Here is a 22,952-nt window from a genome sequence, read left to right as displayed (position 1 = left end):
GCAGGGGCTTGCCCGCAGCACAATATGATCAAAACCAACGGGAGCGAGTCACCTTGAGTCAACTGAACGCCGTCGAGGCCCGCAATGCCGTAAAAGCCTTCGGACAGGGCGATAACACCGTCCGCGCGCTGAATGATGTGTCGGTCGAAATCCGCAAGGGCGAATTCTTCACCCTGCTCGGGCCATCTGGCTGCGGCAAAACCACTCTGCTGCGGCTGATCGCCGGGTTTGAGATGCCGACCTCCGGCACCATCCTGCTCGATGGCCAAGACATCACCTACCTGCCGCCGAACAAACGACCGGTGAACACGGTGTTCCAAAGCTACGCCTTGTTTCCGCATCTGACGGTGGCGCAGAACATCGGCTTTGGTCTGGAAATGCAGGGCCGCCCGCGCGCCGAGGTCAAGGCGACGGTGGACCGGATGTTGGCACTGGTGAAGCTGGAGGCGATGGCCTCGCGCAAAACCTCGCAGCTTTCGGGCGGCCAGCAACAGCGCGTCGCCCTTGCCCGCGCTCTGGCGCCCTCGCCGAAAGTGCTGCTGCTGGATGAGCCGCTCTCTGCGCTCGATCTGAAACTGCGGCGTGAAATGCAGGGCGAGTTGAAACGCCTGCAAACCGAAACTGGCATCACCTTCATCTTCGTCACCCACGACCAGGAAGAAGCCCTGACCATGTCTGACCGCATTGGCGTCATGTCGGCGGGCAAGCTGCAACAGGTTGGCACCCCGCGTGAAATCTACACCCGCCCTTTGAACCGCTTTGTCGCCAGTTTCATCGGCGAGACCAATTTCATGCCCGCCACCTCGGACGGCACCACCCTGACGCTGGCGGGCGGCTATAAAATGCCCGCCCCCGCGGCCACAAAATCCGGCGCGGTCACCGTCACCGTGCGCCCCGAACAAGTGAAGCTGACCCCCACCGCCGAGCCCGGCACCCTACCCGCCACCGTGCGCGGCGTGGTCTACATGGGCACAGACATGAACTACCAACTGCATCTGGCCGATGGCACCGAGATTGAAGCCTGCGTGGTGTCAGACGTGACGGGCGAGGCAGCACTCTGCGCAGGCCAAACCGTGGGCGTCACCTTCACGCCGGGCTCCGCGCAAGTGTTGGAGGACTGAATGAGCGCCGCTGAAAAAGCCCAGGCCGCGCAATCCACCCGCAACGGCTGGTTGCTGTCCACCCCCGCGCTGGTGATCCTGACGCTGTTCGCCGTTGGCCCCTTGATGATCGTGGCGGTTTATTCCTTCCTCGCCCCCGGCCAATATGGCAATGTCGAATGGAAGTTCTCGCTGGACGGTTGGCGCGGCATCCTTTGGACCAAGGATATCTTTGACGACACTTACGGTCTTGCCGATGCCAATGTAACGATCTTCTGGCGCTCGATCAGACTGTCGGTGCTGACCACGCTGCTGACCTTCGCTGTGGGCTTTCCGACGGCTTGGTTCATCGCCACCCGTCCGACCAAATCGCGGGCTTTGTGGTTGTTTCTGATCACCATTCCGTTCTGGACCAACCTGTTGATCCGCACCTATGCGATCAACGAGGTGATCCGCAATGAAGGCCTGCTGAACACCTTGCTGCTGAAACTCGGCGTGATCACGGCGCCGATCCAACTGCTGTATACCGACACCGCCGTGTTCATCGGCATGGCCTATGTCTATCTGCCGCTGATGGTTCTGCCGTTGTTCGCCGCCATCGACCGATTTGACATGCGGCTTTTAGAGGCGGGCTATGACCTTTACGCCAGCCGGATGCAGGTGTTGCGCCGGGTGATCCTGCCCATCGTCAAGCCCGGTATCATTGCGGGCTCGATTCTGGTGTTCGTGCCCTCCCTTGGCGCTTACGTCACCCCCCGCGTGCTCGGCGGTGGCAAGCAGATGATGATCGGCAACTTTATTGACCTGCAATTCGGTCAGGGCCGCAACTGGCCGTTAGGCGCTGCCTTGTCGCTGACGCTTTTGGTGATCGTGACCGCCGCGCTGCTGATCTATGTGAAATACGCAAACCGGGATACCGCTCATGGCCACTAAAACCTTCTCAGTCGCCAAACTGCCCGGCTTCACCACCACCGCCGTGCTGGTGTTCATAGCGCTTTACCTGCCGATCTTCACGCTGGTGGCCTATTCCTTCAACGCCAGCCAATCGGTTGCGGTCTGGGGCGGGTTTTCCTTGGATTGGTATGCCAAGGCCTGGAACAATGATCAGGTCAAAGACGCCACCGTGCGATCCTTGATCATCGCCGTTTCTGCCGCCGTGATGTCCACCGCTGTCGCCACTATGGCGGCTTTGGGCACCACCCGGCGCAAGGCGTTCAAGGGCCAGACCTTTATCTATGTGATGATCAACCAGCCGCTGATGGTGCCGGAGATCGTCACCGCCGTGTCGTTGCTGATCTTCTTTGGCATGATCAAACAGGCGACAGGTATTCAGGGCATCGGCTATGTGATCTTCGCCCATGCCGCCTTTTGCATCCCCTTCGCCTATCTGCCGATCCGCGCCCGGCTTGAGGGCATGGATCTGACGCTGGAAACCGCCGCCGCAGACCTCTACGCCTCACCTTGGCAGACCTTTCGCCATGTCACCCTGCCCTTGCTGCTGCCCGGCGTGATCGCAGGCGCGATGCTGGCCTTTGTGATCAGTCTGGATGACGTGGTGATCACCGAATTCGTCAAATCCGGCGGCCAAGACACGCTACCGACCTATATGCTTGGCCAAATGCGCCGCCAACTCACGCCGGAGATTAACGCGATTTCCTCAATGCTGCTGTTGCTGACGGTGGTGCTGCTGACCGCGTTCTTCCTGCTGACCCGCAAAAACGACTGACCCCAACCATCGGAGCCTCCCCCGGATGAAAAAACCCGCTCTTGCCGCCGCCTTGCTACTGACCACTGCCCTACCCGCCCTCGCAGAAGGCCAACTGAACCTGTTCAACTGGGGCGATTACACCTCGCCGGAACTGCTGGAAAAGTTTGAAAAAGAGACTGGCATCAAGGTCACTGTCACCGATTACGACAGCAACGACACCGCTTTGGCCAAGGTTTCGGCAGGTGGTGCTGGCTTTGATCTCGTGGTCCCCTCAGCGCATTTCGTGCAGATCTATGTCGAGAAAGGCCTGATCCAGAAGCTTGACCTGACCCGCCTGCCGCACCACGATAACATCGCACCGGAATGGATGGATGTGGAATGGGACAAGGGCCGCAACTACACGGTTCCGTGGCAATGGGGCACGACGGGGATTTCAGTGGATACCTCGGTTTACAAGGGCGATCCCAACACCTCCGAGCTGTTCCTGAACCCGCCGGATGAGTTGAAGGGCAAGATCAACGTCGTGCCCGAGATGAACGAAGTCGTTGGCCTTGCCGTGATGTGGGCGGGTGGCAAACCCTGCACCGAGGATGTCGCCGTGCTGAAAAAGGCGCATGACGCGCTGATGAACGGCAAGCAATACTGGACCTCGATGGATTACGGCACCACCGAACATATGGCCAATGGCGATTGGGCGGCATCGGTGAACTGGTCGGGCGAAACCTTTCGCTCGCGGCTGAAAAATCCCAATGTGGTCTATGGTTATCCGAAAGAGGGCTATCCATTGTGGATGGACTCGGTGGCGCTTTTGTCGGACGCTCAGAACGTCGATGAAGCCTATAAATTCCTCGACTTCATCAGCCTGCCAGAAAATGCCGCCCTGATCTCGGCCTTCGCGCGCTATCCCAACGGCATCACCGGATCGGCAGAGTTCATGCCCGCAGACATGGCCACCGCGCCGGAAGTCAACATCCCGGCCGAGTTCAAAGCGGCGGGGCATTTCATGCCAGCCTGCTCTGGCAAGGCGCTGGAATATATGACGGCAATCTGGACGGATCTGCAAAAATAACACGAGACTGAAACCAAGGGAGACGACAATGACAAAAACAAACGTGTCGAAACAGCTTTTCTCAGCCACCCTTCTGTTGCTCGCCAGCACCGCGCTGGCAAGCGCGGAGGGCACGCTGCAACTGTTCAACTGGGGCGACTACACCAGCCCCGAACTGCTGGCGAAGTTTGAAAAAGAGACCGGCATCAAGGTGACGGTCACCGATTATGACAGTAACGACACTGCACTGGCCAAGATCGAGGCGGGCGCTTCGGGGTTTGACCTTGTGGTGCCCTCGGCGAACTTCGTGCCGATCTTCATCGAGAAAGGCCTTATTCAAGAGCTTGATCTGACCAAACTGCCGCATCACAGCAATATAGCACCCGAATGGATGGATGTGCCTTACGATCCGGGCCGGAAATTCACCATTCCGTGGCAGTGGGGCACCACCGGCATGGCGGTGAACCAGAAGGCCTATTCCGGCGATGTGAACACCAGCGCGATCTTCCTTGATCCGCCGCCCGAACTGATCGGCAAGGTCAACGTGACGCCCGAGATGAACGACGTGCTGGCGCTGGCCACGATGTATATGGGCGGCGAGCCCTGTTCGGAAGACGCCGAACTGATGAAAAAGGTCCGCGACAAACTGCTGGAGGCCAAGCCGAAATGGGGCTCGATGGACTATGGCATGACCGAGAAAATGTCGAGCAATGACGTGATGGCCTCGGAATATTGGAACGGCGCGATCTTCCGCGTGCGTTTGGCCAACCCGGATGTGAAATATGGCTATCCAAAAGAAGGCTATATCAAGTGGATGGATCAGGTCGCCTTGCTGAAAGACGCCAAGAACGTCGAGGAAGCCTATAAGTTCCTTGATTTCATCAGCTTGCCGGAAAACGCCGCATTGATTTCGTCGTTCGCCCGCTACGCCAATGGCATCAGCGGGTCCGAGGCTTTCATGCCGGAAGACATGAAGACGGCCCCGGAAATTGTGGTTCCGGCCGAGTTCGAGGCAGCGGCGCATTTCCTGCCCGCCTGCACCGGCAAGGCGCAGGAATATATCACCGCGATCTGGACCGAGTTGCAAAAGTAACCTGCGGGATCTGATAGCGATGCGGGGGTACACCCCCCGCATCCTTGTTTAAGCGCTTTGGCGCAAGAATGGAGAGGGCTTTCCGCCCCCTCCAAACCTCCCCCCGCATAACGCCTTGGGGGAGTTGAGCCAGAGGATGACCACATTGGCATTGCATGAGTTGTCAGCCTCCGAGTTGTCGCGGATGATTGCCGCCCGCAAGGTGGCCCCCTCTGAAGTGATGGCAGCACATCTCGACCAGATCGCAGCGGTCAATCCGGCGATAAACGCGGTGATTTCGCTGCGGGATCGCGATGAATTGCTGGCCGAGGCCAAGCGCGCCGATGATGCCACGCCCGCAGGCTGGCTGCACGGCCTGCCGCTTGCGGTGAAAGATCTCTGCGCCACCAAGGGCTTACGCACCACCTATGGCTCACCTTTGTTTGCCGATTTCATCCCCGCGAAGGACGATCTGCTGGCTGCCCGGATGCGCGCGGCAGGCGCGATCTTCATCGGCAAAACCAACACGCCGGAATGGGGCCATGGCAGCCATTCCTTCAACCCGGTGCATGGCGTCACCCGAAATCCCTATGATCTGGCTGTGACCGCAGGCGGTTCTTCGGGCGGTGCGGCAGCAGCACTGACCGCGCGGCTGGTGCCTGTCGCGGATGGCTCGGATATGATGGGGTCGTTGCGAAACCCGGCGGCGTTTTGCAATGTCTACGGCTTTCGGCCCTCTTGGGGCTTGGTGCCGGGGGATGCCGAAGGCGACACCCATATGGCGACTTTGGCGACCGAAGGGCCGATGGCGCGCACTGTGGAAGATGTCGCGAACCTGCTGACGGTGCAGGCCGGGGTGAACCCGGAAGTGCCATTTGGCCGCGCGGGCAGCAATTTTGCCAGCCAGCTTGCCACCGACCTGAAAGGCAAACGCATCGCATGGCTCGGCGATTGGGGTGGTGCGTATCAATTCGAGCGAGGGATTCTCGACCTCTGCGAAACCGGCCTTCGGGTGTTCACTGATCAGGGTGCCAAGGTTGAAGCCATCGCCGCGCCCTTCCCGGCTGAGAAGCTGTGGCAGGCGTGGACCACCCTGCGCGCGATGCTGAACGCGGGTGGCATGAAGCCGCTTTACGACGATCCGGCCAAGCGCCTGCAGCTGAAACCCGAAACCATTTGGGAAATCGAACAGGGACGCGGCCTGACGGCGCAGGCCGTCTATGAAGCCAGCACGATCCGCAGCCGCTACTACGCCCATATGGCCCGCCTGTTCAGCAAATATGACGCCGTTATTCTGCCGACCGCCCAAGTCTGGCCGTTCCCGGTGGAGTGGCGCTGGCCGCAAAGCATCAACGACCATGCGATGGACACCTATCACCGCTGGATGGAAGTGGTGATCCCGGTCAGCCTGATCGGCCTGCCCGCGTTGAACGTGCCGGTGGGGTTTAATGCGAGTGGCCTGCCGATGGGGATGACGATTGCGGGGCCGGTGGGGGCGGATGCCAAGATATTGGCGATGGGGCAGGCCTATCATCTGGCCACCGATTGGCCCGGCAAGCGTCCGCCGCAGCTTTAAGCGCTATAGAATCCGCCGCCGCAGGAAGCCCAGAATATCCGCCTGCACCTGCGGCGATGCCTGATCGAGACTGTTGACGCAGATGAACAGCGCATCATCGCGCGAGTCCGCCTCAGCGAGCTTTTCAGCGATGCGCTGCGGCTTATCGACATCAGCGCGGAAATAGACGGTGTTGTCCGACGCCGCTATGCTGGCTGTCCCCGCCGCCAGTTCAAGATGATTGGCCAAACTCGCCGGGTTAAACTGGCTGCCATGCCGGAAGCGCGGTGCCATATTCGCCTCGATCACACCCGGATGTGCCGCCTCAAACCGCTGCAAGGTCGAGCGGCGCAAAGGATGAGGCGTATGACCGATGCTGAAAAACCGCAAACCCCAGCCGACCAGCCGCGCCGCGCGCAACTGTTGCAGCTTGAACCCCACCGGCTGCCAATTTTTGCCCCGGCCTTTCAGCCGCCCCACGGCCAGTTGCAGCCATGGCACCAAACCATAGGCCCGCGTCATCCAGTGGCCGCGCAGCACGGGTCCGGTTTGCGTAAAGAAATCAGCGGGCTGCACTGGGCGGATCAAGAAAAAATCATCGTTCAGGTAAATATAGCGCTCCGCCAGATCGGGGATGCGATAGAGCGCGGTTTCAATCGTGCGGCCCGAAAAGATCGGCAACAAAGCCTCATGGCCGCGATAGATCACCGCGTGATCGACGATCTTTACCCGGGCGCGCATGGCAGGGTCAGCCCATAACTCTTGCACCACGCTGGGAATTTGCCCGTCAGTGACGATATGAACCTGCCGCAGCCAAGGCGCGAATTTCAGCAGGGCCATCAGGCTAAAGCGAATCTCGTCGCGGCTGGCAAAACGCGTGGCCTCTACCCCCGCAGCCCCAAACCCCGGATCATAGACCTTGCGCTTGGCCACATGCAAAGGGTCTTCGCCGTCCACCCAAGTCAGCACCGCATCAATCGGGTCGCTCAAAGCACCGCCCTCAGCCGCTCTGGGATCATCACCACCGGCGGCCCCGGCAGTTTCGCGGGCTTATTCCACGCCAAAGGCCTGCGCACCCAAGTCAGGCGACGGCGGAAGCCTTCAAACAAAGGCTCGCCCTCGACCGCAGTCGCGGCCTCGACCATCCGAAACAAAACCTCGCGCCGCTGCATATGTGGCCCCCAGCCTGCGGCGATCAGGTTCGGATCATTGGCGCGGCCCATCGCTGTTTCATAATCAATCATGCCGAAGTGGAACATGTAGAGATCAGGATGGATGTGGAAATTCCGCCGTTTGACGCGGTGTAGGCCCGCGCCCCATGTCACAGGTTTAAACGCCAGAACCGGTTTGGTGTAGGCGTTTGAGACGACGGCCGCTCGCCTTTGCGCCAGAAACGGCTGCGACGGATCAATCGCAGGTTCCGATTTCAGATCCTGCACCACATCCAAGCCCAGCCCCGACAAAGTCGATGTCCGCGCCTGATGGCCCTGAATGAACGCGTTCAAACTGGCATGCCGCGCGGGGTCCGCTACCAGAAACTCATCGACATCCGTCGCAATCACTGCATCGTAATCGTAGCGCCACAACGTCCGCGCCAGATCGGAAATTGCGCGGGAGCGGTTATGCTCCATCACCACCCGCCGCATCGGCGTGTTAGAGATTTCTGCCGCCCAGTCGCGGTGACGCAGATGCAGAAAGTTCACGCCCTCAAACCCGGCAGGGATCGTCTCATCCAAGCCGTCAATGATCACAAACAGCGATTGCCGCCCGAAATTTCCGCCATAATAGTTAATCCACTTGCGCAGAAATATCCGGTCATTGCGCACCGTGGTGATGCAGGCGACCTTCACACGCGGAGTTGGCACAGCAGTTTCTGACACGGGTTTCTCCGGCTTGGGGTTGGCTCGGCTTACCGCAAGGCCGCACAAACCGCAACTTGAGGCACCCAGAGGCTGCGAAACCCGGCCTAAGCCCGCGCCAAAACCGCCACCCTCGCGCGCAACTCATCTCTGATCGGCCCCTCACGCGGCACGTCCCGCAAAGTGGTCAGCAGCACGGGCGCAGGCAAAGGCCGCCCGCCACCGCCCCAACTTAAAGCCTGCAACACCGCCTGCGCCGCCTCGGGCAACAGATCGGGCACCGGTTGGCCCGACAACTCCGCCCACAACAACGTCCAACACCGCCCCACCGACCAGGGATTATAGCCGCCGCCGCCCAGCAACATTAGCCGAGGCGCCAACACCTTGATCGCCCGCAACGCCTCGACATAAGCGTTGTTCGACAAGGCCAGCCGCGACAAGGGGTCTTCCTGCAATGCATCCGCCCCAGCCTGCAGCACGATCACCTGCGGCGCAAACGCCTGCAAACGTGGCAAGATCATCTCATGGAGCACCAGCCGCGCCTCAGTGTCGTTATACTGCGCAGGCAGGGGAAGGTTGACGCAATTCCCCCCAGCCACCCCCAAGGCCCCGGTAAGCGGCCAACGCGCTTCCTCATGCACCGAGATCAGCAGCACCTCCGGCACCCCGGCAAAGGCAAATTCTACCCCATCGCAATGATGCGCATCCAGATCGACATAAGCCACCCGCAGGCCCATCCGACGCAACGCCATGATCGCCAGCACCGGATCATTCAGATAGCAAAAGCCATTGGCGCGGTCGGGCATTCCATGATGCGTGCCGCCGCCCGGCACATGCACCGCACCGCCCGCAGCCAACAATTCGGCTGCCAGCAACACCCCACCCGCCCCCGTCGCCGGACGGCGGTAAATCTGCGGAAAGATCGGATTGGACAAAGTGCCGATGTGATGCCGCGCCATTGCCGCAGCCGCGATGTTCCCCGCCTCTGCCACCTGCAAGGCCGCAATATACTCTGCCGTGTGAAACGCCCAAAGCGCCGCTGGCTTGGCGCGCGGGCTGGTCCGATAGCGCCCCTCCAGCCAGCCCAAAGCCCGCGCCAGATCCATCACCGTCGACACCCTCGGCACCCGCAACGGATGCGCGCCGCCATAGCTGGAACCGCGATAAATCTCTGATCCGATGAACAATGCGGCAGTCACTGCCATTCCCGCCTTTTTGACCGTCGCTACCTAATTGTAACGCTTGTGTAACAGGTTTTGACTAAGGAACCCGTTGCAATGCTATGCAAATCATACAGAATATGCGATAGATACTCTTGAATGCGGCTCTGAAGAACCGCAACTTTATAATGTACGAGTGAAGGCCGATGCAGATGAACCAAACCCTTGCCATAACGCCTTTGGACGAGGTGACCGCTTGCCCGTTGCAATATGGCGCGATCTGCTGGCGCATGCATCGCGGCAAGGTTGAGGTGCTGTTGATCACCAGCCGCGATACCGGGCGCTGGGTGATTCCCAAAGGTTGGCCGATGGACCAACGCTCGCCGTCCGAGGCCGCGCAACAAGAAGCCTGGGAAGAAGCCGGCGTGTGCGGTGAGATCGCCGAAACCGCGATCGGGCTGTTCAACTATGTCAAATTGCTGACCCCCAGACGCAGCTGCGAATGTGCGGTGCAAGTGTTTGCTTTGCGTGTCTCGGAACTGGTCGACAAATTCCCCGAACGCAATGAGCGGCGGCGCAAGTGGTTTGCTGCCGAGAAAGCCGCCCGCAAGGTGAACGAGCCGCAGTTGCGTCAGGTGCTGATGGGCCTCAGCGCCAATTTCATCACCGAACCGCCAGAACTGGTGGTCGAGCAAGTGCTTGCAACGGCTTGAAAAGCAGCGCAGCCTGCTTAGGTAAAGACCGTACGCAGTTTTGGCTCAGGCATGATCAGCTATTCCCTTCGGTGCAGCAAGTTCCACGGTTTTGACAGCTGGTTTCAGTCTGCCGCAGGCTATGAAAGCTTGGCTGGTGCGGGCCGGATCAGCTGCCCGATCTGCGGCGATACCACCATCGAGAAAACCCTGATGGCCCCGGCTGTGCGTCCCGCCCGCAACGCAGGTGAGGCTGCGATCAAGCCGAAACTCAGCGCGCCTGCAACCGAACTGGAAGCCGCACTGGCCGAATTGCGCCGTCAGGTTGAGGCCAACTCGGAATATGTCGGGCTGAACTTCGCCGCGGAAGCCCGCCGGATGCATGACGGCGACATCGACCCACGCGCGATTTATGGCGAGGCCAAACCTGCCGAGGCTCGGGCTTTGATCGAAGACGGTGTGCCGGTGGCCCCGTTGCCGTTCATGCCGCCGCGAAAGACCAACTGATGACCACCCTGATCACCGGAGCAACCCGAGGCATCGGCCGCGCCTTGCTGCAGCATTACCAAGCGGCGGGTGCGGTGGTGATCGGCACCGCCCGCAAGCCTGCGCCGGGGCTGAGAACGCTGGATGTGACCGATGCCGCGGCCCAGCACGCCTTGGGACAAAGCATTGACAGCCTTGATCTTTTGATCTGCAACGCCGGGGTCTACCCAGATCGCGGTCAGCGCTTGGATGACGGCTATGCCCCCGCACTTTGGGCCGAGGGCTTCAACACCAATGTCGTCGGCGTGTTCCTGACCATCCAAGCCCTGCTGCCTGCCCTACGTCGTGCGCAGGGCAAAATCGCGATCATTTCCTCGCAAATGGCCTCTGACACCACCGCCCCCGGCGGCAGCTATATCTACCGCGCCTCAAAAGCCGCAGCGCTGAACCTTGGCCGCAATCTGGCCAGCGATCTGAAAGCGCAAGGCATCGCGGTGGGCATCTATCACCCCGGCTGGGTGCAGACCGATATGGGCGGTGCGAGCGCGGATATCACCGAGGCGCAATCCGCACTGGGCCTCGCCGCCCGCTTTGCCGCCTTGTCGCTGGCGACAACCGGGTGTTTTGAGACCTGGGACGGCCAAGCACATCCGTACTGAGCCGCATCCATTCTGAGCAGAAGTCGAAATTCATAGAAAAACGAATTTCATTGGGGGCTCGCCCCCAAAAACCACATTGGCCCTAGGCCAAAGTGGCCTACCCCCAGAGTATTTCGAAAAGAGCAAATGCTTAAAGCGATTTGCGTTTTATCTGGCTTAGAAACATCAACGTAAGCCGCTCTAGATCTGCTTTTGCGGCATTTGCACGCGCAGACCGTCCAAGGCATCGTTCACCTTGATCTGGCAGGTCAGGCGCGATGTTACCGGATTGGGATTCCATGCGAAATCCAGCATATCCTCTTCCATCGCATCCTTCTTGGGCAGTTTGTCCACCCAAGCCGGATCAATATAAACATGGCAGGTCGAACAGGCGCAGGCCCCGCCGCAATCGGCCTCAATCCCCGGAATGCCATTGTCGCGCGCGCCTTCCATCACGGTCAGGCCGTTTGCGACGTTGACCACGTGTTCCTTGCCACCAAATTCGACGTATACGATTTTCGCCATGCTGCTGTCCCTGTTGCTTTATGCCCAACGGCTCTGTCGCCGACATAGGCCAAAGCCAGAGCATTTGCCAGTGCAGCACCGTCACAGTTCGGTGCAATTCCGTCACCCCCGCCGATCACCCGCAGCACCCTGCCCCCAAGCATCTTTGCACAGCCACGGTTTGCGGTTAAGCTTTGCCGCAACAGGACCCGGAGCAACCGGGGCAAAATACGGGCATGGCATGATTTTTCGTCTGATTTTTGTCTGGGCGCTGATTTTTGGCTGGGCGCTGATTTTGGCTGGCTGTACCCAGCAGGTCTCGGTGGCAGCCCCCGTCGTCGGCAATCTTGGCATTGATCTTGTGCGCTTGAAGGAAGGTGCGCGCCCGCCGCAGTCTGAAGGCGCGTGCTGGTCGAAAGACACCACCCCCGCCGTGATTGAAACCACCACCGAGCAGCTTGTTGTCACCGATGAGCAGCGCGATGCGCTTGGCAAAGTGACCTCTCCTGCCACCTATCAGACAAAGACCCATCAGCGTTTGCTGCAAGACCATGAAGAGGTCTGGTTCCGCGCGCCCTGCCCGCAGGATATGACGGTGAATTTTATAGCCACCCTGCAACGGGCGCTGAAAGCGCGGGGGCTTTATATGGCCCCGGTCACCGGGGTGATGGATGCCACCACCTCGGAAGCCATTCGGCAGTTCCAAGCCGCACGCGGTCTTGACAGCCCCGAACTTTCGCTTTCTGCCGCCAAAGAGCTTGGCATCATCGCAACGGATGTCTCAAAAATATGACCTTACCCGCCGCCCAAACCCGCTACGAGGCCGAAGTCACCCGGCAATGGTGTGCCCACCCGGCGGATGGCGCGCATGATCTGGGCCATCTGCGGCGGGTTTGGGCGCGGGCACAGCTGATCGCGATGGATGAGCCTTGCGATCTGCAAATCCTGCTCGCCGCCTGCATGTTCCATGATCTGGTCAACCTGCCAAAATCCCACCCCGAGCGCGCCCGCGCCTCAACGTTGTCTGCCGAAGCCGCCTGCCATTTCCTGCGCTTGGATGGCTTTCCCGAGGCCAAACTATCTGCCGTCGGCCATGCCATTGCCGCGCACAGCTTTTCCGCCGCAATCACTCCGATGACTGCCGAGGCCCGCGTGCTGCAAGACGCGGACCGGCTAGAGGCTTTGGGTGCCATCGGCATCGCCCGGATGTTTCATGTCTCGGGGGCGATGGGCGGCGGTTTGTTTGATGCCGAAGACCCGATGGCGCTGCACCGTGCGCGTGATGACCGTGCCTATGCGCTGGATCACATCGAGACCAAACTGCTGAAACTGCTCGACACCATGCAAACCGCGCCCGGTCATGCCATGGCCATTGAGCGCGCCGACTGGATGCTGTCGTTCCGCACCCGGCTGCTGTTTGAGATTGGCTAGGCGATGCGGACCCGGCTTTCGCTGCGCTTCATCCTTGTGCTGGTGCTCACCGCCGCGGCCTGCATCGCCTTGCTGACCATGTTCGAGGCGGTGATTCGCGCCCAACTCAGCTTCAGTGTGGCGCTTGTCGTCGTGCTGCCGCTGCTGGTCGCCGCCCGCTTCTGTGGCAGCGCTTGGGTCAGCCGCCACCAAACGCCCGCCGGGATCAAGCCCGTGCTGGCCTATGGCGCGTGGTTTGCGCTGCTGGCGCTGATCATCTTGCTGCTGCACGGCATCGCCCTGCGGCTTTGGATCGGGCAAAACCCGGCTGATACGGCGCGGATGCTTGCCCAGCGCCCGCTGACCATCCTGACCATCGCAGCCCTCGCCTATGCAACCTGCGCTTTGATCACCTGCACCGGCTTTGCCTTAGGCGCACGCGCGCAAGCCCGTTTGTTGCCAAAGCGCTGGATTGGTGCAGAGACGGGGACCAGCCATAAGACCTGATCCTGTCCGGCCCTCTGCGCTTGGCCAGACACGTTTCAGCAGCCAGCGATAATCTTCCCAGCGGGGAATGACTTGTGCTTTACGTCAACATCAAAGGCATTTTACACAACATATAGTGGTCACAGGTTATGATCGCGCCGTTTTGCGGTTTATTGCAGTGGTATTTCAAAAGCAAAATGCGCGCCGGGTGTGGCGCGCATTGAGAGGATTTGGTGTTGGATAGACCGCGTGGCGATAGGTTTACTCGACCGACAGCGCCACGAACCGCGGATCGCCCTCGCGGCGTACCAACAGCAGGATCGACTTGCGCCCTGCCGCTTTCGCCTCGGACAGACGGTCTTGCAGATCGCTGATGCTGATCACTTTCTGCTGTCCCGCTTCGACGATCAGATCGCCCGGCGTGACGCCCTTTTCAGAGGCCTCCGACGTCGCATCGACATGGGTGACCGCAAGCCCGGTCGCCCCCGCAGGCAGCTTGAGATCCTTGGCCACCTGCGCGTCTACCGGAACCAAAGTCAGCCCCAGCACTTCGGCCTTTTGCGGCTCGACCGGCGTGTCCTTCTGCGCCGCAGGCACCGGCTTGCCGGCCTCATCGGTTTCGCGGCGCCCCAGCTTGATCTGCAAGGTCTGCTGCTTGCCATCACGCAGCACCACGGCGGGCACTTCCTCGCCAATCGGGCTATCGGCCACGGTGCGGGTCAGGCTGCGCACATCGGTGATTTCCTTACCGTTGAAGGTCTGGATCACATCGCCCGCCAACATGCCGCCCGCTTTCGCCGGGCCCTCCTGCACGTCGGTGATCAACGCGCCCTTCGCCTCGGTCAGACCCATCGCTTCCGCCACATCCGGCGTCACGTCTTGGATTCGCACGCCAAGCCAGCCGCGCCGGGTTTCGCCGAACTGTTTCAACTGGTCCACCACATGCGCCACCACGTTCGAGCCCATCGAGAAGCCAATGCCAATCGAGCCGCCCGTTGGCGACAGAATGGCGGTGTTCACGCCGATAACCTGCCCCTCCATATTGAACAGCGGCCCGCCCGAGTTGCCCTTGTTGATCGCCGCATCTGTCTGGATAAAGTCGTCATACGCGCCGTTCAACTCGCGCCCACGCGCCGAGACGATCCCGGCAGACACCGAGAATCCCTGCCCCAGCGGGTTGCCCATCGCCATCACCCAATCACCGACCCGCATCGCATCCGAATTGCCAAACGCTACAAACGGCAGCGGTTCGGGGCTTTCGACCTTCAGCACGGCGATGTCGGTTTTCAGGTCGGTGCCGACCAGCTTGGCTTTCAGTTTCTTGCCCGAGAAAAATTCAATCTCAATATCATCCGCGCCCTCGATGACGTGGTTATTCGTCACGATATAGCCGTCCGCCGAGATCACAAAACCCGAACCCAAGGCTTCCGAGCGTTGCGGCTCGTTGCCGCCATGGCCGTTCTGGTCCATGAAATCCTTGAAGAAATCCTCAAACGGCGAGCCCGGCGGCACCATCGGCCCGCCATCGGTGGCAGAGGCTACCATCGAGGATGTGGTGATGTTGACGACCGAGGGGCTGATTTGCTGGGCCAGATCGGCAAAGCTGTCAGGCGCACCGAACGCCAGCGCCTGATGCGCGGGGCCAGCGGCCAGCGCCATTGACAGACCCAGACCAAGCGCCAGCATCAGCCGGGGACGCTTGGGGCTGGCGATTGCTGGAACAGTCAGCGCGCGCCCACTCAAAACATTACGGGCATTGATAAGTTGAAGCACGTCCGAACTCCTTTTCGTAGTGCGGGGCGCGATCCACATCGCCCGCCGCATCGGATCACATCCGCATATTCATTTAGGGGCCAAAATACGCAATGCAAACCAGATCGCGCCGCCTCAACCCTGCGTGAATGAATTTGTCACCTGCGTGAGGCTGCGTGCAAGGGCTATCGGCAGATTGCGCCAATCCTCGCCGCAAAACAAAAGGGCCGGCGTCAAGCACCAGCCCTTTCAATCAACTTGATCGCGCCGGTTACGGCTGCGTCGCGGCAGGTGCAGGCGCAGTGGTTGCTTGCGCGCCTGTCGCTGGCGTCGCGGCAGCAACCGGAGGCTTCTCGCTGCGCAGATAGTCAAAGAACTCGCTGTCCGGCTGCATCACCATCGAGGAATTCCCCGACTGCAACGCCCGCTCATACGAGGTCAACGAGCGGGTAAATGCAAAGAACTCGGGGTCTTTGCCAAACGCTTCGGCATAAATTGCGTTGCGTTTTGCATCGGCCTCGCCGCGAATGACCTCGGCCTCTTTGCCCGCCTGCGAGACGATCTCAACCTTAGAGCGTTCCGCCGCGGCCCGCACCCGTTGGGCGGCTTCGTTACCACGGCCGATCTCGTCTGCCGCTTCCCGGTCCCGCTCGGCCCGCATCCGCGCGAAGGTGGCCTCAAGGTTCTGTTCCGGCAGATCGGTGCGCGTCAGCCGCACGTCAATCACATCCACCCCAAGCCCCGCCGCCTTGGCGCGCGAGTTATCGCGGATCTGGTTCATCAGTGACGTGCGGTCTTCCGACAGCACCTTCTGGCTGTTGACCCCACCCAGAACCTCGCGAATTTCGGCGTTGATGATCTTGTCAAGGTTGCTGCGCGCAGCCTCGACCCCACCCGAACCCACCGCGCGCCGGAACGCTTCCAGATCAACGATCCGCCAGCGCGCAAAGGCATCGACAACCAAACGGCGATCATCCAGCGGTGTGACTTCCAACGGCTGCGTCGGCAGGCCAAGGATGCGGTCGTCGTAGCGGTAAACCTCTTGCACGAAGGGAATTTTGAAGCCCAGACCGGGCTTGTCCACCACCTGCTTCACTTCACCAAACTGCAAAACCAGCACTTTTTCACGCTCATCCACGATGAACACCGAAGACAACAGCAAGGCCCCCACAAGGATCAGGCCGGGAAGAATATAGATCGGACGCATCAGTTCGACCCTCCGGTTGGGGTTGCAGGTTTGTTCAGGCCCTCCAGCGGCAGATAGGGCAGAACGCCCTGCCCGTTTTGGCCAGAGACGCCATCCAGAATGACCTTATTCATCCCGCCCAGCACTTTCTCCATGGTTTCCAGATACATCCGCTTGCGCGTCACCTCCGGCGCTTTCACATATTCCGCATAGATCGACGAGAAGCGGCTCGCTTCACCTTCGGCGTTGTTCACCACCTGCGCCTGATAGCCGCGCGCGTCTTCCAACAGTTGCGCCGCTTGACCGCGCGAGGCCGCGCCAATCGTGTTGGCGTAAGCATCGGCTTCTTTTTCCAAACGGTCGCGTTCTTGCTGTGCTGCCTGCACCTTGCGGAAGCTGTCGATGACTTCGCGCGGCGGATCGGCCTTGTCGAAGTTCACCCGGATCACATTGATCCCGGCATCATAGCTGTTCAGCGTGCCTTGAATGGCCGCCGTTACTTCCGCAGCGATCACGCCCCGGTCGCGGTTCAACACAGGCGACAACTCCGACCGCGCAATGATATCGCGCATCGCAGATTCGGAAACCGCACGGATGGTGTCCTCAGGGTCCGCCAAGTTGAACAGGAATTTCGACGGATCAGAAATGTTCCAAACCACCTGAAACTCGATATCGACGATGTTCTGATCGCGGGTCAACATCAGACCATTGTCCAACTCGCCCGCCGCGCCGTTGCCGATATCGGTGGTGCGCTGCTTGCGCGCTTCAACGATTTCCGCCGTCATCACTGGCCAAGGCGCGAAATGCAGACCTTCTTCGGTCACACCGCTGGACTTGCCCAGCATCAGCGTCACCGCTTGTTCTTCCGGCTTCACCGAGTAGGCAGAGGCATAGACCCAAACGCCCAGCGCCACAATCACGCCCAGCGCCACGCCCTGCTTGGTGAACAAAGCACCACCCGGCCCGCCGCCACCCGCAGGCCCACGGCCATTGCCACCGCCACGCCCGCCCACCAGCACGCGCAGATGTTCCTGGCCCTTCTTCATCAGCTCGTCAATCTCGGGCATCTGCGGACCCTCGCCCGGTTTGCGCCCACCCGGACGCTGCCCCGGACGCTCGCCCTCTGGCCGCTGGCCATTCCGGTCATCCCCACCAGAACCGCCATTTCCGCCCCAAGGGCCGCCACTACCCGCCATTGATCAACCTTTCGTCTTGTTACGTTACTAACTGAATTGGGCATGAATGGACGAAAATCAAGCAGATAGACCGCGCAAATTGCCGCATCAGACCACTCTTACCGGCTTTCGCATCGTCACCAGTTCTTCCGACACTGTCGGATGCACCGCCACGGTGCGGTCAAAATCGGCCTTGGTGGCCCCCATCTTGATCGCGATCGCCGCAAGCTGGATCATCTCGCCCGCCCCCGGCCCGACGATATGGCAGCCGAGAACGCGTTGGCTGGCCTGATCCACCACCAGTTTCATCAGCACCCGCGCCTCTGTCCGCCCGGCGAACAGGCTGCGCATCGGGCGGAAATTGGCGCTGAAAATCTCAATCGGCCGCTGACCTTCAGCAGAATTCAGGCCAACAGCCGCTTGCTCGGACAAACCAATCGAGCCCAATTCCGGTTGCGTGAACACCGCCGAGGCCACCAACTCGTGATCCGCCTTGGTCGGCACCCCTCGAAACACCGTATCGGCAAAGGCATGCCCCTCGCGGATCGCCACCGGAGTCAGATTGATCCGATCCGTCACATCCCCCACCGCATAGATCGACGGCACCGCAGTCTGCGACCACTCATCCACCAGAACCTGCCCACGCGCGCCAATCCCCACGCCCAAAGCCTCCAGCCCCATCCCGCCCGAGTTGGGTTTGCGGCCTGTGGCATACATCACCAGATCGAACTCCTGTGCCCGACCATCGGTGCCCTGCGCCAAAATCCCGCCCGCCGCCTTCTCCAGCCGCGCCACATCCACGCCGCACTGAATATCAATCTCGCGCGCCACCATCGCACCGGCCACCATCCCCCGCGCCTCATCATCAAAGCCGCGCAAAATTGACGCCCCGCGATACATCATCGTCACCTGCACGCCCAAGCCGCGCAGGATACAGGCGAACTCGGACGCAATATAGCCGCCGCCCACCACCAACGCCCGCTTCGGCAAAGCCGGAAGGTGGAACATCTCATTCGAGGTCACTGCCAACTCACCGCCCGGCACCTCCGGCACAAATGGCCGCCCGCCAGTGGCCACCAGGATATGCTTGACGCTGAACTCCTCACCGGAAGCCAACCGCACCCGATGCGGATCGACCACCACCGCGCGGGCATCATAAATCACCACCCCCGCGTTCAATAGCGTGCTGCGATAGGCACCTTCCAGCCGATCCAATTCGCGCTCCAGCGCGCCGCGAAACCGCCCCCAGTCAAACGCCCCCACCGAGGCATCCCAACCGTAGGCCCGCGCATCCGCCACCGCCTCGGGCATCTCGGACGCAAACACCATCAGCTTCTTCGGCACACAGCCCCGGATCACACAAGTGCCACCCATCCGGCTTTCCTCGGCCAAAGCCACCTTCGCGCCACCCTCGGCAGACGCAATCCGCGCCGCCCGCACCCCGCCCGAGCCACCGCCGATGACGAAAAGATCGTAGTCAAAAGTCATGATGTCCTCATTTCGGTGGCCTTGGCCTTAAACAAATCCGGTCTGCACTCTCGGATCATCTCCACTACTTCATAATAAACGCCATCGTCTGTTTGCCCTCTGGTAAAAAGCCAGTGCCTTTTGATGTCGTGTTGATTTCGGTAAGTCAGAAAAACGGCTCTGTTGAAAGGAAGCAAGCGCACCCGCTTCAAATTCTGCCAGACCATCACATCTTCGCCATACCATGGCCTGACGATGCTGAGTCTTTCATCGTCCAGTTCAGCCAGCACTGCCCCACGACGTGTCATATAAATAAGGCCGACCGTCATCAAAACAGGAAGCATCGTCGGGCCTACACCATCAGCGAAGCCATGCCGCAAGGCTTGTGTGACTACAAGCAAAGCAATAAGCCCTGAGAAGCACGCCATCGCACATAGCAGCCTGCTGACGCTCCGCTTTCGCTCAACCACTAACCCCAAATTACTCCCCTAAATCGGCGAAGATATTATCCGTCGGCGCGAAGATAATCCGGTCGTCGGTTTCCGACCCCGAGTTGATATCGCGCACCGTCACCCGGCCGTCGCCGTGGCCAATGATCACAATGTCACAGATATCTATGAACAGCCCGTTTTCAACCACGCCCGGAATCTGGTTCAACACCAAGGCCAGTTGGCGCGGGTTGCCGATCCGCTTTAGATGCAGGTCCAGAATGTAATTGCTCTCGTCCGTCACCAACGGGCGGTCGCCATTCATTCGCAGGGTCACATCGCGCGCCAGCACATCCATCGACACCAGCATTTCCTCAACCAACGCTTTCGAGGTCTGCCAGCCGAACGGAATGATCTCAATCGGCAGCGCAAACGCCCCCAGCTGCTGCACTTCCTTCGCCGCATCGGCGATCACGATCATCAGATCGCTAGCCGTCGCCACAATCTTTTCTTGCAGCAGTGCCGCACCGCCGCCCTTGATCAGCGCAAGGTTCTGGTCAAACTCATCCGCGCCATCAATCGTCACGTCCAGCCATTTCGCCTCATCGAGTGAGGTGACATGGATGCCAACCTGCCGCGCCAGTTCGGCAGTGCGGGTGCTGGTCGGAACGCCAACAATCTTCAACCCCTCCTCACGCACCCGCTCGCCCAGACAGCGCACCATCCATGCGGCAGTCGATCCGGTGCCTAAGCCCACCTTCATGCCATTTTCAATGAAATCCACCGCCCGTTTGGCGGCCACGAATTTGGCTTTGTCGATGGGGGAAAGATCGGCTGGCATAAGATTTCCTCAGTCTGATGCGCCCACTCTGATGTACCCACTGGGGCGCGGGGTCCTTGGGCTGTTGCGCCCTTATAGGCAAAGCAAGCCGAGGGGGCGAGAGGGGAATCACTTGGCCCTTGACAGACTGGCCCGCAAAGCTACATTGCGAATAATTCTCAATGTCAGAAAGCCATCATGAATTCCTTCTTCGATCTCCGCAACGACTGGAGGCAACCCCGTGGGGATGCTCCTCTCGCTGACGTTCACCGCAGCGTGCAACTGCCGAAAGGCACATGGCGCCGCTTCGCCGCTTTCCTTGGCCCCGGCTATATGGTCGCGGTCGGCTATATGGACCCCGGCAACTGGGCGACATCGCTCGCGGGTGGCTCCAAATTCGGCTACACCCTGCTGGTGGTGGCGCTGATTTCCAACCTGATGGCCGTCGTGCTGCAATCGCTCTGCGCCCGCCTTGCCATCGCTTCGGGACGTGACCTTGCGCAAGCTTGCCGCGACGCCTTCCCGCGTTTTGTGTCGATCCCGCTCTGGCTGGCCGCAGAAATCGCCATCATCGCCACCGATATAGCCGAGGTGATCGGCACCGCCATCGGCCTGAACCTGCTGTTCGGCATCCCGCTGGAACTTGGCGTCCTGATCACCGCTCTGGATGTGTTTCTGATCTTGTGGTTGCAGACCAAAGGCTTTCGCTGGCTTGAGGCTTTCATCATCACCCTTCTGGGCGTCATCGCCGTCTGCTTTGGCCTGCAAATCGCTATGGCTGACCCGATCTGGTCAGACGTGATCAAAGGCTTCGCGCCCACCACCGAGATCCTGCGCAACCCCGAAATGCTGTATCTCGCGCTCGGCATCCTTGGCGCTACCGTGATGCCGCACAACCTCTACCTGCACTCCGCCATCGTACAAACCCGCAATTACGGCGACAGTATCGAGGAAAAGCGTGAGGCGCTAAAATTCGCCACCATCGACAGCACCGTCGCCCTGACTTTCGCGCTGCTGATCAACGCCTCAATCCTGATCCTCGCCGCTGCCTCGTTCAATGCGGTGGGCAAGACCGAGGTTGCAGAACTCGGCGATGCCCACGAACTTTTAGGCCCATTGCTCGGCTCCGGTATTGCCCCCAGCCTGTTCGCCATCGCCCTGCTGGCCTGCGGGCTGAACTCCACCGTCACCGCCACGCTTGCAGGCCAGGCCGTGATGGAAGGCTTCCTGCAAATCCGCCTGCCGCCATGGCTGCGCCGCCTGATCACCCGCGCCATCGCCATTATCCCAGCCGCTGGCGTCACCATCTATTACGGCAGCGCAGGCACCGGCCGTCTGCTGATCCTGACGCAAGTCATCCTGTCGCTGCAACTGTCCTTCGCCGTGGTGCCCTTGGTGATGTTCACCGCAAACCGCGCCAAAATGGGTGCCCTCGCCGCCCCGCGCTGGCTGGTCGCCTTGGCCATCCTGATCGCTGTGGTGATCATCGCGCTGAACCTGAAACTGCTGTGGGATTTCTTCGGCTAGCCCTGACAAGGCGAGCCACCCGCAACTCGCTAAAACTTATCTAAAATTTGCTTTCATCTTGGCGAAAATACTCCACGGGGGTGCGGGGGTGTGAAACCCCCCCGCACGTCAACGCCAAACATGCTGCTACAGAACCAACGCCCCTCCGCCGCTGCACACCAAATAGTGTCGGTTTTTGCATGGCTTCCGCCGCGCCTTGCGCCATACTGCCGCGAAATGAGGAGCCCGCGATGTATGTCCTGCACCACACCCCCGACTCGGCAGCCCTGATCGTCCGGCTGGTGCTGGAAGAACTCGGCCTGCCCTACCAGATCGCCCCGCTTGACCGCGAAGGCGGCGGGCTCGACAGCCCCAGCTATCGCAAACTGCAACCCTTGGGCAAAATCCCCGCGCTGGAAACCCCTGATGGCACGATGTTTGAGACCGCCGCGATCCTGCTGCATCTGTCCGAAATCGCAGGCAAACTCGCGCCTGCCCCCAACACGCCCGAGCGCGGCCAATTCCTGAAATGGCTGTTCTTCACCTCCAGCAATCTGCATCCGGTGGCGATGATCTATTACTACCCGCATCGCGTCGCAGGCGATCAGAACGCCGCAGCCGCCAAGGCCCAAGCCGAAACCACCCTCAAATCGCTGGTGAAAACCCTCGACGACATGGTGGCATTGGAAGCCCCCGACTGGCTATCGACTGCGCCCTCCATCCTCGGCTATTATGTCGCTGTGCTGATGCGCTGGCTGTCCGAGCCTTGCCCTGCCAAAGACTACCCCGCCTTGCACAAAATCCTGCTTGCCTTGGAAACCCGCCCAGCCGCACAAACCTGCGCGCAGGCCGAGGGCTTGGCCAGCACGATGTTCTCGAACCCCTATTGATCGGACCCGC

General features: G+C 60.4%; 24 protein-coding genes. 14 read left to right on the top strand and 10 right to left on the bottom strand.

Annotated features, from left to right (window positions below):
• Nucleotides 1-53 precede the first annotated feature (53 nt).
• From ACP7AP_RS01375 to ACP7AP_RS01350, 6 genes are all read left to right on the top strand, one after another.
• Nucleotides 54-1,121, top strand: coding sequence for an ABC transporter ATP-binding protein (locus tag ACP7AP_RS01375; RefSeq protein ID WP_426031469.1), 1,068 nt, complete (start codon nucleotides 54-56; stop codon nucleotides 1,119-1,121).
• Nucleotides 1,122-2,033: an ABC transporter permease gene (locus ACP7AP_RS01370; protein ID WP_426031467.1), complete on the top strand. Its 912-nt coding sequence runs from the start codon at nucleotides 1,122-1,124 to the stop codon at nucleotides 2,031-2,033.
• Entirely contained in the window at nucleotides 2,023-2,826 is an 804-nt protein-coding gene (locus ACP7AP_RS01365; protein WP_426031465.1) for an ABC transporter permease, read from the top strand. The genes ACP7AP_RS01370 and ACP7AP_RS01365 overlap by 11 nt, the downstream gene beginning before the upstream one ends.
• A gap of 25 nt (nucleotides 2,827-2,851) precedes the next feature.
• A complete protein-coding gene (locus ACP7AP_RS01360) occupies nucleotides 2,852-3,877 on the top strand; it encodes an extracellular solute-binding protein (RefSeq protein ID WP_426031463.1) in 1,026 nt (341 codons plus the stop codon).
• A 28-nt stretch (nucleotides 3,878-3,905) separates the two neighbouring features.
• Nucleotides 3,906-4,949, top strand: a complete 1,044-nt coding sequence (locus ACP7AP_RS01355) for an extracellular solute-binding protein (protein WP_426031461.1) — start codon at nucleotides 3,906-3,908, stop codon at nucleotides 4,947-4,949.
• Nucleotides 4,950-5,085: 136 nt separating this feature from the next.
• Nucleotides 5,086-6,504 (top strand): amidase, encoded by a 1,419-nt coding sequence (locus tag ACP7AP_RS01350; RefSeq protein ID WP_426031459.1) that lies wholly within the window; start codon nucleotides 5,086-5,088, stop codon nucleotides 6,502-6,504.
• Nucleotides 6,505-6,507: 3 nt separating this feature from the next.
• Here ACP7AP_RS01350 and ACP7AP_RS01345 read toward each other — a convergent pair whose 3' ends face one another.
• The 3 genes from ACP7AP_RS01345 to ACP7AP_RS01335 form a co-directional block, all read right to left on the bottom strand.
• Nucleotides 6,508-7,473: a Stealth CR1 domain-containing protein gene (locus ACP7AP_RS01345; protein ID WP_426031457.1), complete on the bottom strand. Its 966-nt coding sequence runs from the start codon at nucleotides 7,471-7,473 to the stop codon at nucleotides 6,508-6,510.
• Nucleotides 7,470-8,363, bottom strand: a complete 894-nt coding sequence (locus tag ACP7AP_RS01340) for a glycosyltransferase family 2 protein (RefSeq protein WP_426031455.1) — start codon at nucleotides 8,361-8,363, stop codon at nucleotides 7,470-7,472. The genes ACP7AP_RS01345 and ACP7AP_RS01340 overlap by 4 nt, the downstream gene beginning before the upstream one ends.
• Before the next feature lie 86 nt (nucleotides 8,364-8,449).
• The gene (locus tag ACP7AP_RS01335; protein ID WP_426031453.1) at nucleotides 8,450-9,547 is read right to left on the bottom strand and encodes an acetoin utilization protein AcuC; all 1,098 of its coding nucleotides are present in this window, start codon (nucleotides 9,545-9,547) and stop codon (nucleotides 8,450-8,452) included.
• Nucleotides 9,548-9,714: 167 nt separating this feature from the next.
• Between ACP7AP_RS01335 and ACP7AP_RS01330 the strand changes: the two genes are divergently transcribed.
• The 3 genes from ACP7AP_RS01330 to ACP7AP_RS01320 are packed head-to-tail and all read left to right on the top strand — an operon-like array spanning nucleotide 9,715 to nucleotide 11,339.
• Nucleotides 9,715-10,215: an NUDIX hydrolase gene (locus ACP7AP_RS01330; RefSeq protein WP_426031451.1), complete on the top strand. Its 501-nt coding sequence runs from the start codon at nucleotides 9,715-9,717 to the stop codon at nucleotides 10,213-10,215.
• Nucleotides 10,216-10,266: 51 nt separating this feature from the next.
• Nucleotides 10,267-10,701, top strand: coding sequence for a DUF1178 family protein (locus ACP7AP_RS01325; RefSeq protein ID WP_426031449.1), 435 nt, complete (start codon nucleotides 10,267-10,269; stop codon nucleotides 10,699-10,701).
• Nucleotides 10,701-11,339, top strand: a complete 639-nt coding sequence (locus tag ACP7AP_RS01320; protein WP_426031447.1) for an SDR family NAD(P)-dependent oxidoreductase — start codon at nucleotides 10,701-10,703, stop codon at nucleotides 11,337-11,339. Before ACP7AP_RS01325 ends, ACP7AP_RS01320 begins: the two co-directional genes overlap by 1 nt.
• 180 nt (nucleotides 11,340-11,519) lie before the next feature.
• Here the strand turns inward: ACP7AP_RS01320 and ACP7AP_RS01315 are convergent, their stop codons facing one another.
• Nucleotides 11,520-11,843 carry a 2Fe-2S iron-sulfur cluster-binding protein gene (locus ACP7AP_RS01315; protein WP_426031445.1) on the bottom strand — a complete coding sequence of 108 codons (324 nt, stop codon included), beginning with the start codon at nucleotides 11,841-11,843 and terminating at the stop codon, nucleotides 11,520-11,522.
• Nucleotides 11,844-12,063: 220 nt separating this feature from the next.
• Between ACP7AP_RS01315 and ACP7AP_RS01310 the strand changes: the two genes are divergently transcribed.
• Genes ACP7AP_RS01310 through ACP7AP_RS01300 form a run of 3 tightly spaced genes read left to right on the top strand, consistent with a single transcriptional unit; the run spans nucleotide 12,064 to nucleotide 13,739 of the window.
• Nucleotides 12,064-12,615: a peptidoglycan-binding domain-containing protein gene (locus ACP7AP_RS01310; protein WP_426031443.1), complete on the top strand. Its 552-nt coding sequence runs from the start codon at nucleotides 12,064-12,066 to the stop codon at nucleotides 12,613-12,615.
• Nucleotides 12,612-13,253, top strand: coding sequence for an HD domain-containing protein (locus ACP7AP_RS01305; protein WP_426031441.1), 642 nt, complete (start codon nucleotides 12,612-12,614; stop codon nucleotides 13,251-13,253). Before ACP7AP_RS01310 ends, ACP7AP_RS01305 begins: the two co-directional genes overlap by 4 nt.
• A 3-nt stretch (nucleotides 13,254-13,256) precedes the next feature.
• Nucleotides 13,257-13,739, top strand: a complete 483-nt coding sequence (locus tag ACP7AP_RS01300; protein WP_426031439.1) for a hypothetical protein — start codon at nucleotides 13,257-13,259, stop codon at nucleotides 13,737-13,739.
• Between the two features lie 240 nt (nucleotides 13,740-13,979).
• Here ACP7AP_RS01300 and ACP7AP_RS01295 read toward each other — a convergent pair whose 3' ends face one another.
• From ACP7AP_RS01295 to rpiA, 6 genes are all read right to left on the bottom strand, one after another.
• Nucleotides 13,980-15,404, bottom strand: coding sequence for a Do family serine endopeptidase (locus ACP7AP_RS01295; protein WP_426031743.1), 1,425 nt, complete (start codon nucleotides 15,402-15,404; stop codon nucleotides 13,980-13,982).
• 337 nt (nucleotides 15,405-15,741) lie between these two features.
• Nucleotides 15,742-16,680, bottom strand: coding sequence for a protease modulator HflC (gene hflC / locus ACP7AP_RS01290; protein WP_426031741.1), 939 nt, complete (start codon nucleotides 16,678-16,680; stop codon nucleotides 15,742-15,744).
• Complete coding sequence (gene hflK, locus ACP7AP_RS01285) at nucleotides 16,677-17,852, bottom strand: FtsH protease activity modulator HflK (RefSeq protein ID WP_426031437.1); 1,176 nt, start codon at nucleotides 17,850-17,852, stop codon at nucleotides 16,677-16,679. Before hflK ends, hflC begins: the two co-directional genes overlap by 4 nt.
• A gap of 87 nt (nucleotides 17,853-17,939) precedes the next feature.
• Nucleotides 17,940-19,319, bottom strand: coding sequence for a glutathione-disulfide reductase (gorA, locus tag ACP7AP_RS01280; RefSeq protein ID WP_426031435.1), 1,380 nt, complete (start codon nucleotides 19,317-19,319; stop codon nucleotides 17,940-17,942).
• Nucleotides 19,316-19,777: a hypothetical protein gene (locus ACP7AP_RS01275; RefSeq protein WP_426031433.1), complete on the bottom strand. Its 462-nt coding sequence runs from the start codon at nucleotides 19,775-19,777 to the stop codon at nucleotides 19,316-19,318. The genes gorA and ACP7AP_RS01275 overlap by 4 nt, the downstream gene beginning before the upstream one ends.
• Nucleotide 19,778: 1 nt before the next feature.
• The gene (rpiA, locus tag ACP7AP_RS01270) at nucleotides 19,779-20,567 is read right to left on the bottom strand and encodes a ribose-5-phosphate isomerase RpiA (RefSeq protein WP_426031431.1); all 789 of its coding nucleotides are present in this window, start codon (nucleotides 20,565-20,567) and stop codon (nucleotides 19,779-19,781) included.
• 177 nt (nucleotides 20,568-20,744) lie between these two features.
• Between rpiA and ACP7AP_RS01265 the strand changes: the two genes are divergently transcribed.
• Together ACP7AP_RS01265 and ACP7AP_RS01260 are read left to right on the top strand one after the other, a co-directional pair.
• Complete coding sequence (locus tag ACP7AP_RS01265) at nucleotides 20,745-22,073, top strand: Nramp family divalent metal transporter (protein ID WP_426031429.1); 1,329 nt, start codon at nucleotides 20,745-20,747, stop codon at nucleotides 22,071-22,073.
• A 230-nt stretch (nucleotides 22,074-22,303) separates the two neighbouring features.
• Nucleotides 22,304-22,942, top strand: a complete 639-nt coding sequence (locus tag ACP7AP_RS01260) for a glutathione S-transferase family protein (protein ID WP_426031427.1) — start codon at nucleotides 22,304-22,306, stop codon at nucleotides 22,940-22,942.
• The last annotated feature ends 10 nt before the right edge of the window (nucleotides 22,943-22,952 follow it).

The organism is Cypionkella sp. TWP1-2-1b2, from assembly GCF_049896245.1.
Classification (GTDB): Bacteria; Pseudomonadota; Alphaproteobacteria; order Rhodobacterales; family Rhodobacteraceae; genus Cypionkella.
The sequence above is the reverse complement of the archived record's forward strand: the minus strand, read 5'-3'. Positions and strand labels throughout refer to the sequence as shown.

Excerpts from the sequence above, each read along its gene's own strand:
- ACP7AP_RS01370 (WP_426031467.1), top strand. The coding sequence starts at position 1,122 with ATGAGCGCCGCTGAAAAAGCCCAGGCCGCGCAATCCACCCGCAACGGC.
- ACP7AP_RS01365 (WP_426031465.1), top strand. The coding sequence starts at position 2,023 with ATGGCCACTAAAACCTTCTCAGTCGCCAAACTGCCCGGCTTCACCACC.
- ACP7AP_RS01360 (WP_426031463.1), top strand. The coding sequence starts at position 2,852 with ATGAAAAAACCCGCTCTTGCCGCCGCCTTGCTACTGACCACTGCCCTA.
- ACP7AP_RS01355 (WP_426031461.1), top strand. The coding sequence starts at position 3,906 with ATGACAAAAACAAACGTGTCGAAACAGCTTTTCTCAGCCACCCTTCTG.
- ACP7AP_RS01350 (WP_426031459.1), top strand. The coding sequence starts at position 5,086 with ATGACCACATTGGCATTGCATGAGTTGTCAGCCTCCGAGTTGTCGCGG.
- ACP7AP_RS01335 (WP_426031453.1), bottom strand. The coding sequence starts at position 9,547 with ATGGCAGTGACTGCCGCATTGTTCATCGGATCAGAGATTTATCGCGGT.
- ACP7AP_RS01330 (WP_426031451.1), top strand. The coding sequence starts at position 9,715 with ATGAACCAAACCCTTGCCATAACGCCTTTGGACGAGGTGACCGCTTGC.
- ACP7AP_RS01325 (WP_426031449.1), top strand. The coding sequence starts at position 10,267 with ATGATCAGCTATTCCCTTCGGTGCAGCAAGTTCCACGGTTTTGACAGC.
- ACP7AP_RS01320 (WP_426031447.1), top strand. The coding sequence starts at position 10,701 with ATGACCACCCTGATCACCGGAGCAACCCGAGGCATCGGCCGCGCCTTG.
- ACP7AP_RS01315 (WP_426031445.1), bottom strand. The coding sequence starts at position 11,843 with ATGGCGAAAATCGTATACGTCGAATTTGGTGGCAAGGAACACGTGGTC.
- ACP7AP_RS01310 (WP_426031443.1), top strand. The coding sequence starts at position 12,064 with ATGATTTTTCGTCTGATTTTTGTCTGGGCGCTGATTTTTGGCTGGGCG.
- ACP7AP_RS01305 (WP_426031441.1), top strand. The coding sequence starts at position 12,612 with ATGACCTTACCCGCCGCCCAAACCCGCTACGAGGCCGAAGTCACCCGG.
- ACP7AP_RS01300 (WP_426031439.1), top strand. The coding sequence starts at position 13,257 with ATGCGGACCCGGCTTTCGCTGCGCTTCATCCTTGTGCTGGTGCTCACC.
- ACP7AP_RS01295 (WP_426031743.1), bottom strand. The coding sequence starts at position 15,404 with ATGCTGGCGCTTGGTCTGGGTCTGTCAATGGCGCTGGCCGCTGGCCCC.
- hflK (WP_426031437.1), bottom strand. The coding sequence starts at position 17,852 with ATGGCGGGTAGTGGCGGCCCTTGGGGCGGAAATGGCGGTTCTGGTGGG.
- gorA (WP_426031435.1), bottom strand. The coding sequence starts at position 19,319 with ATGACTTTTGACTACGATCTTTTCGTCATCGGCGGTGGCTCGGGCGGG.
- rpiA (WP_426031431.1), bottom strand. The coding sequence starts at position 20,567 with ATGCCAGCCGATCTTTCCCCCATCGACAAAGCCAAATTCGTGGCCGCC.
- ACP7AP_RS01265 (WP_426031429.1), top strand. The coding sequence starts at position 20,745 with ATGAATTCCTTCTTCGATCTCCGCAACGACTGGAGGCAACCCCGTGGG.
- ACP7AP_RS01260 (WP_426031427.1), top strand. The coding sequence starts at position 22,304 with ATGTATGTCCTGCACCACACCCCCGACTCGGCAGCCCTGATCGTCCGG.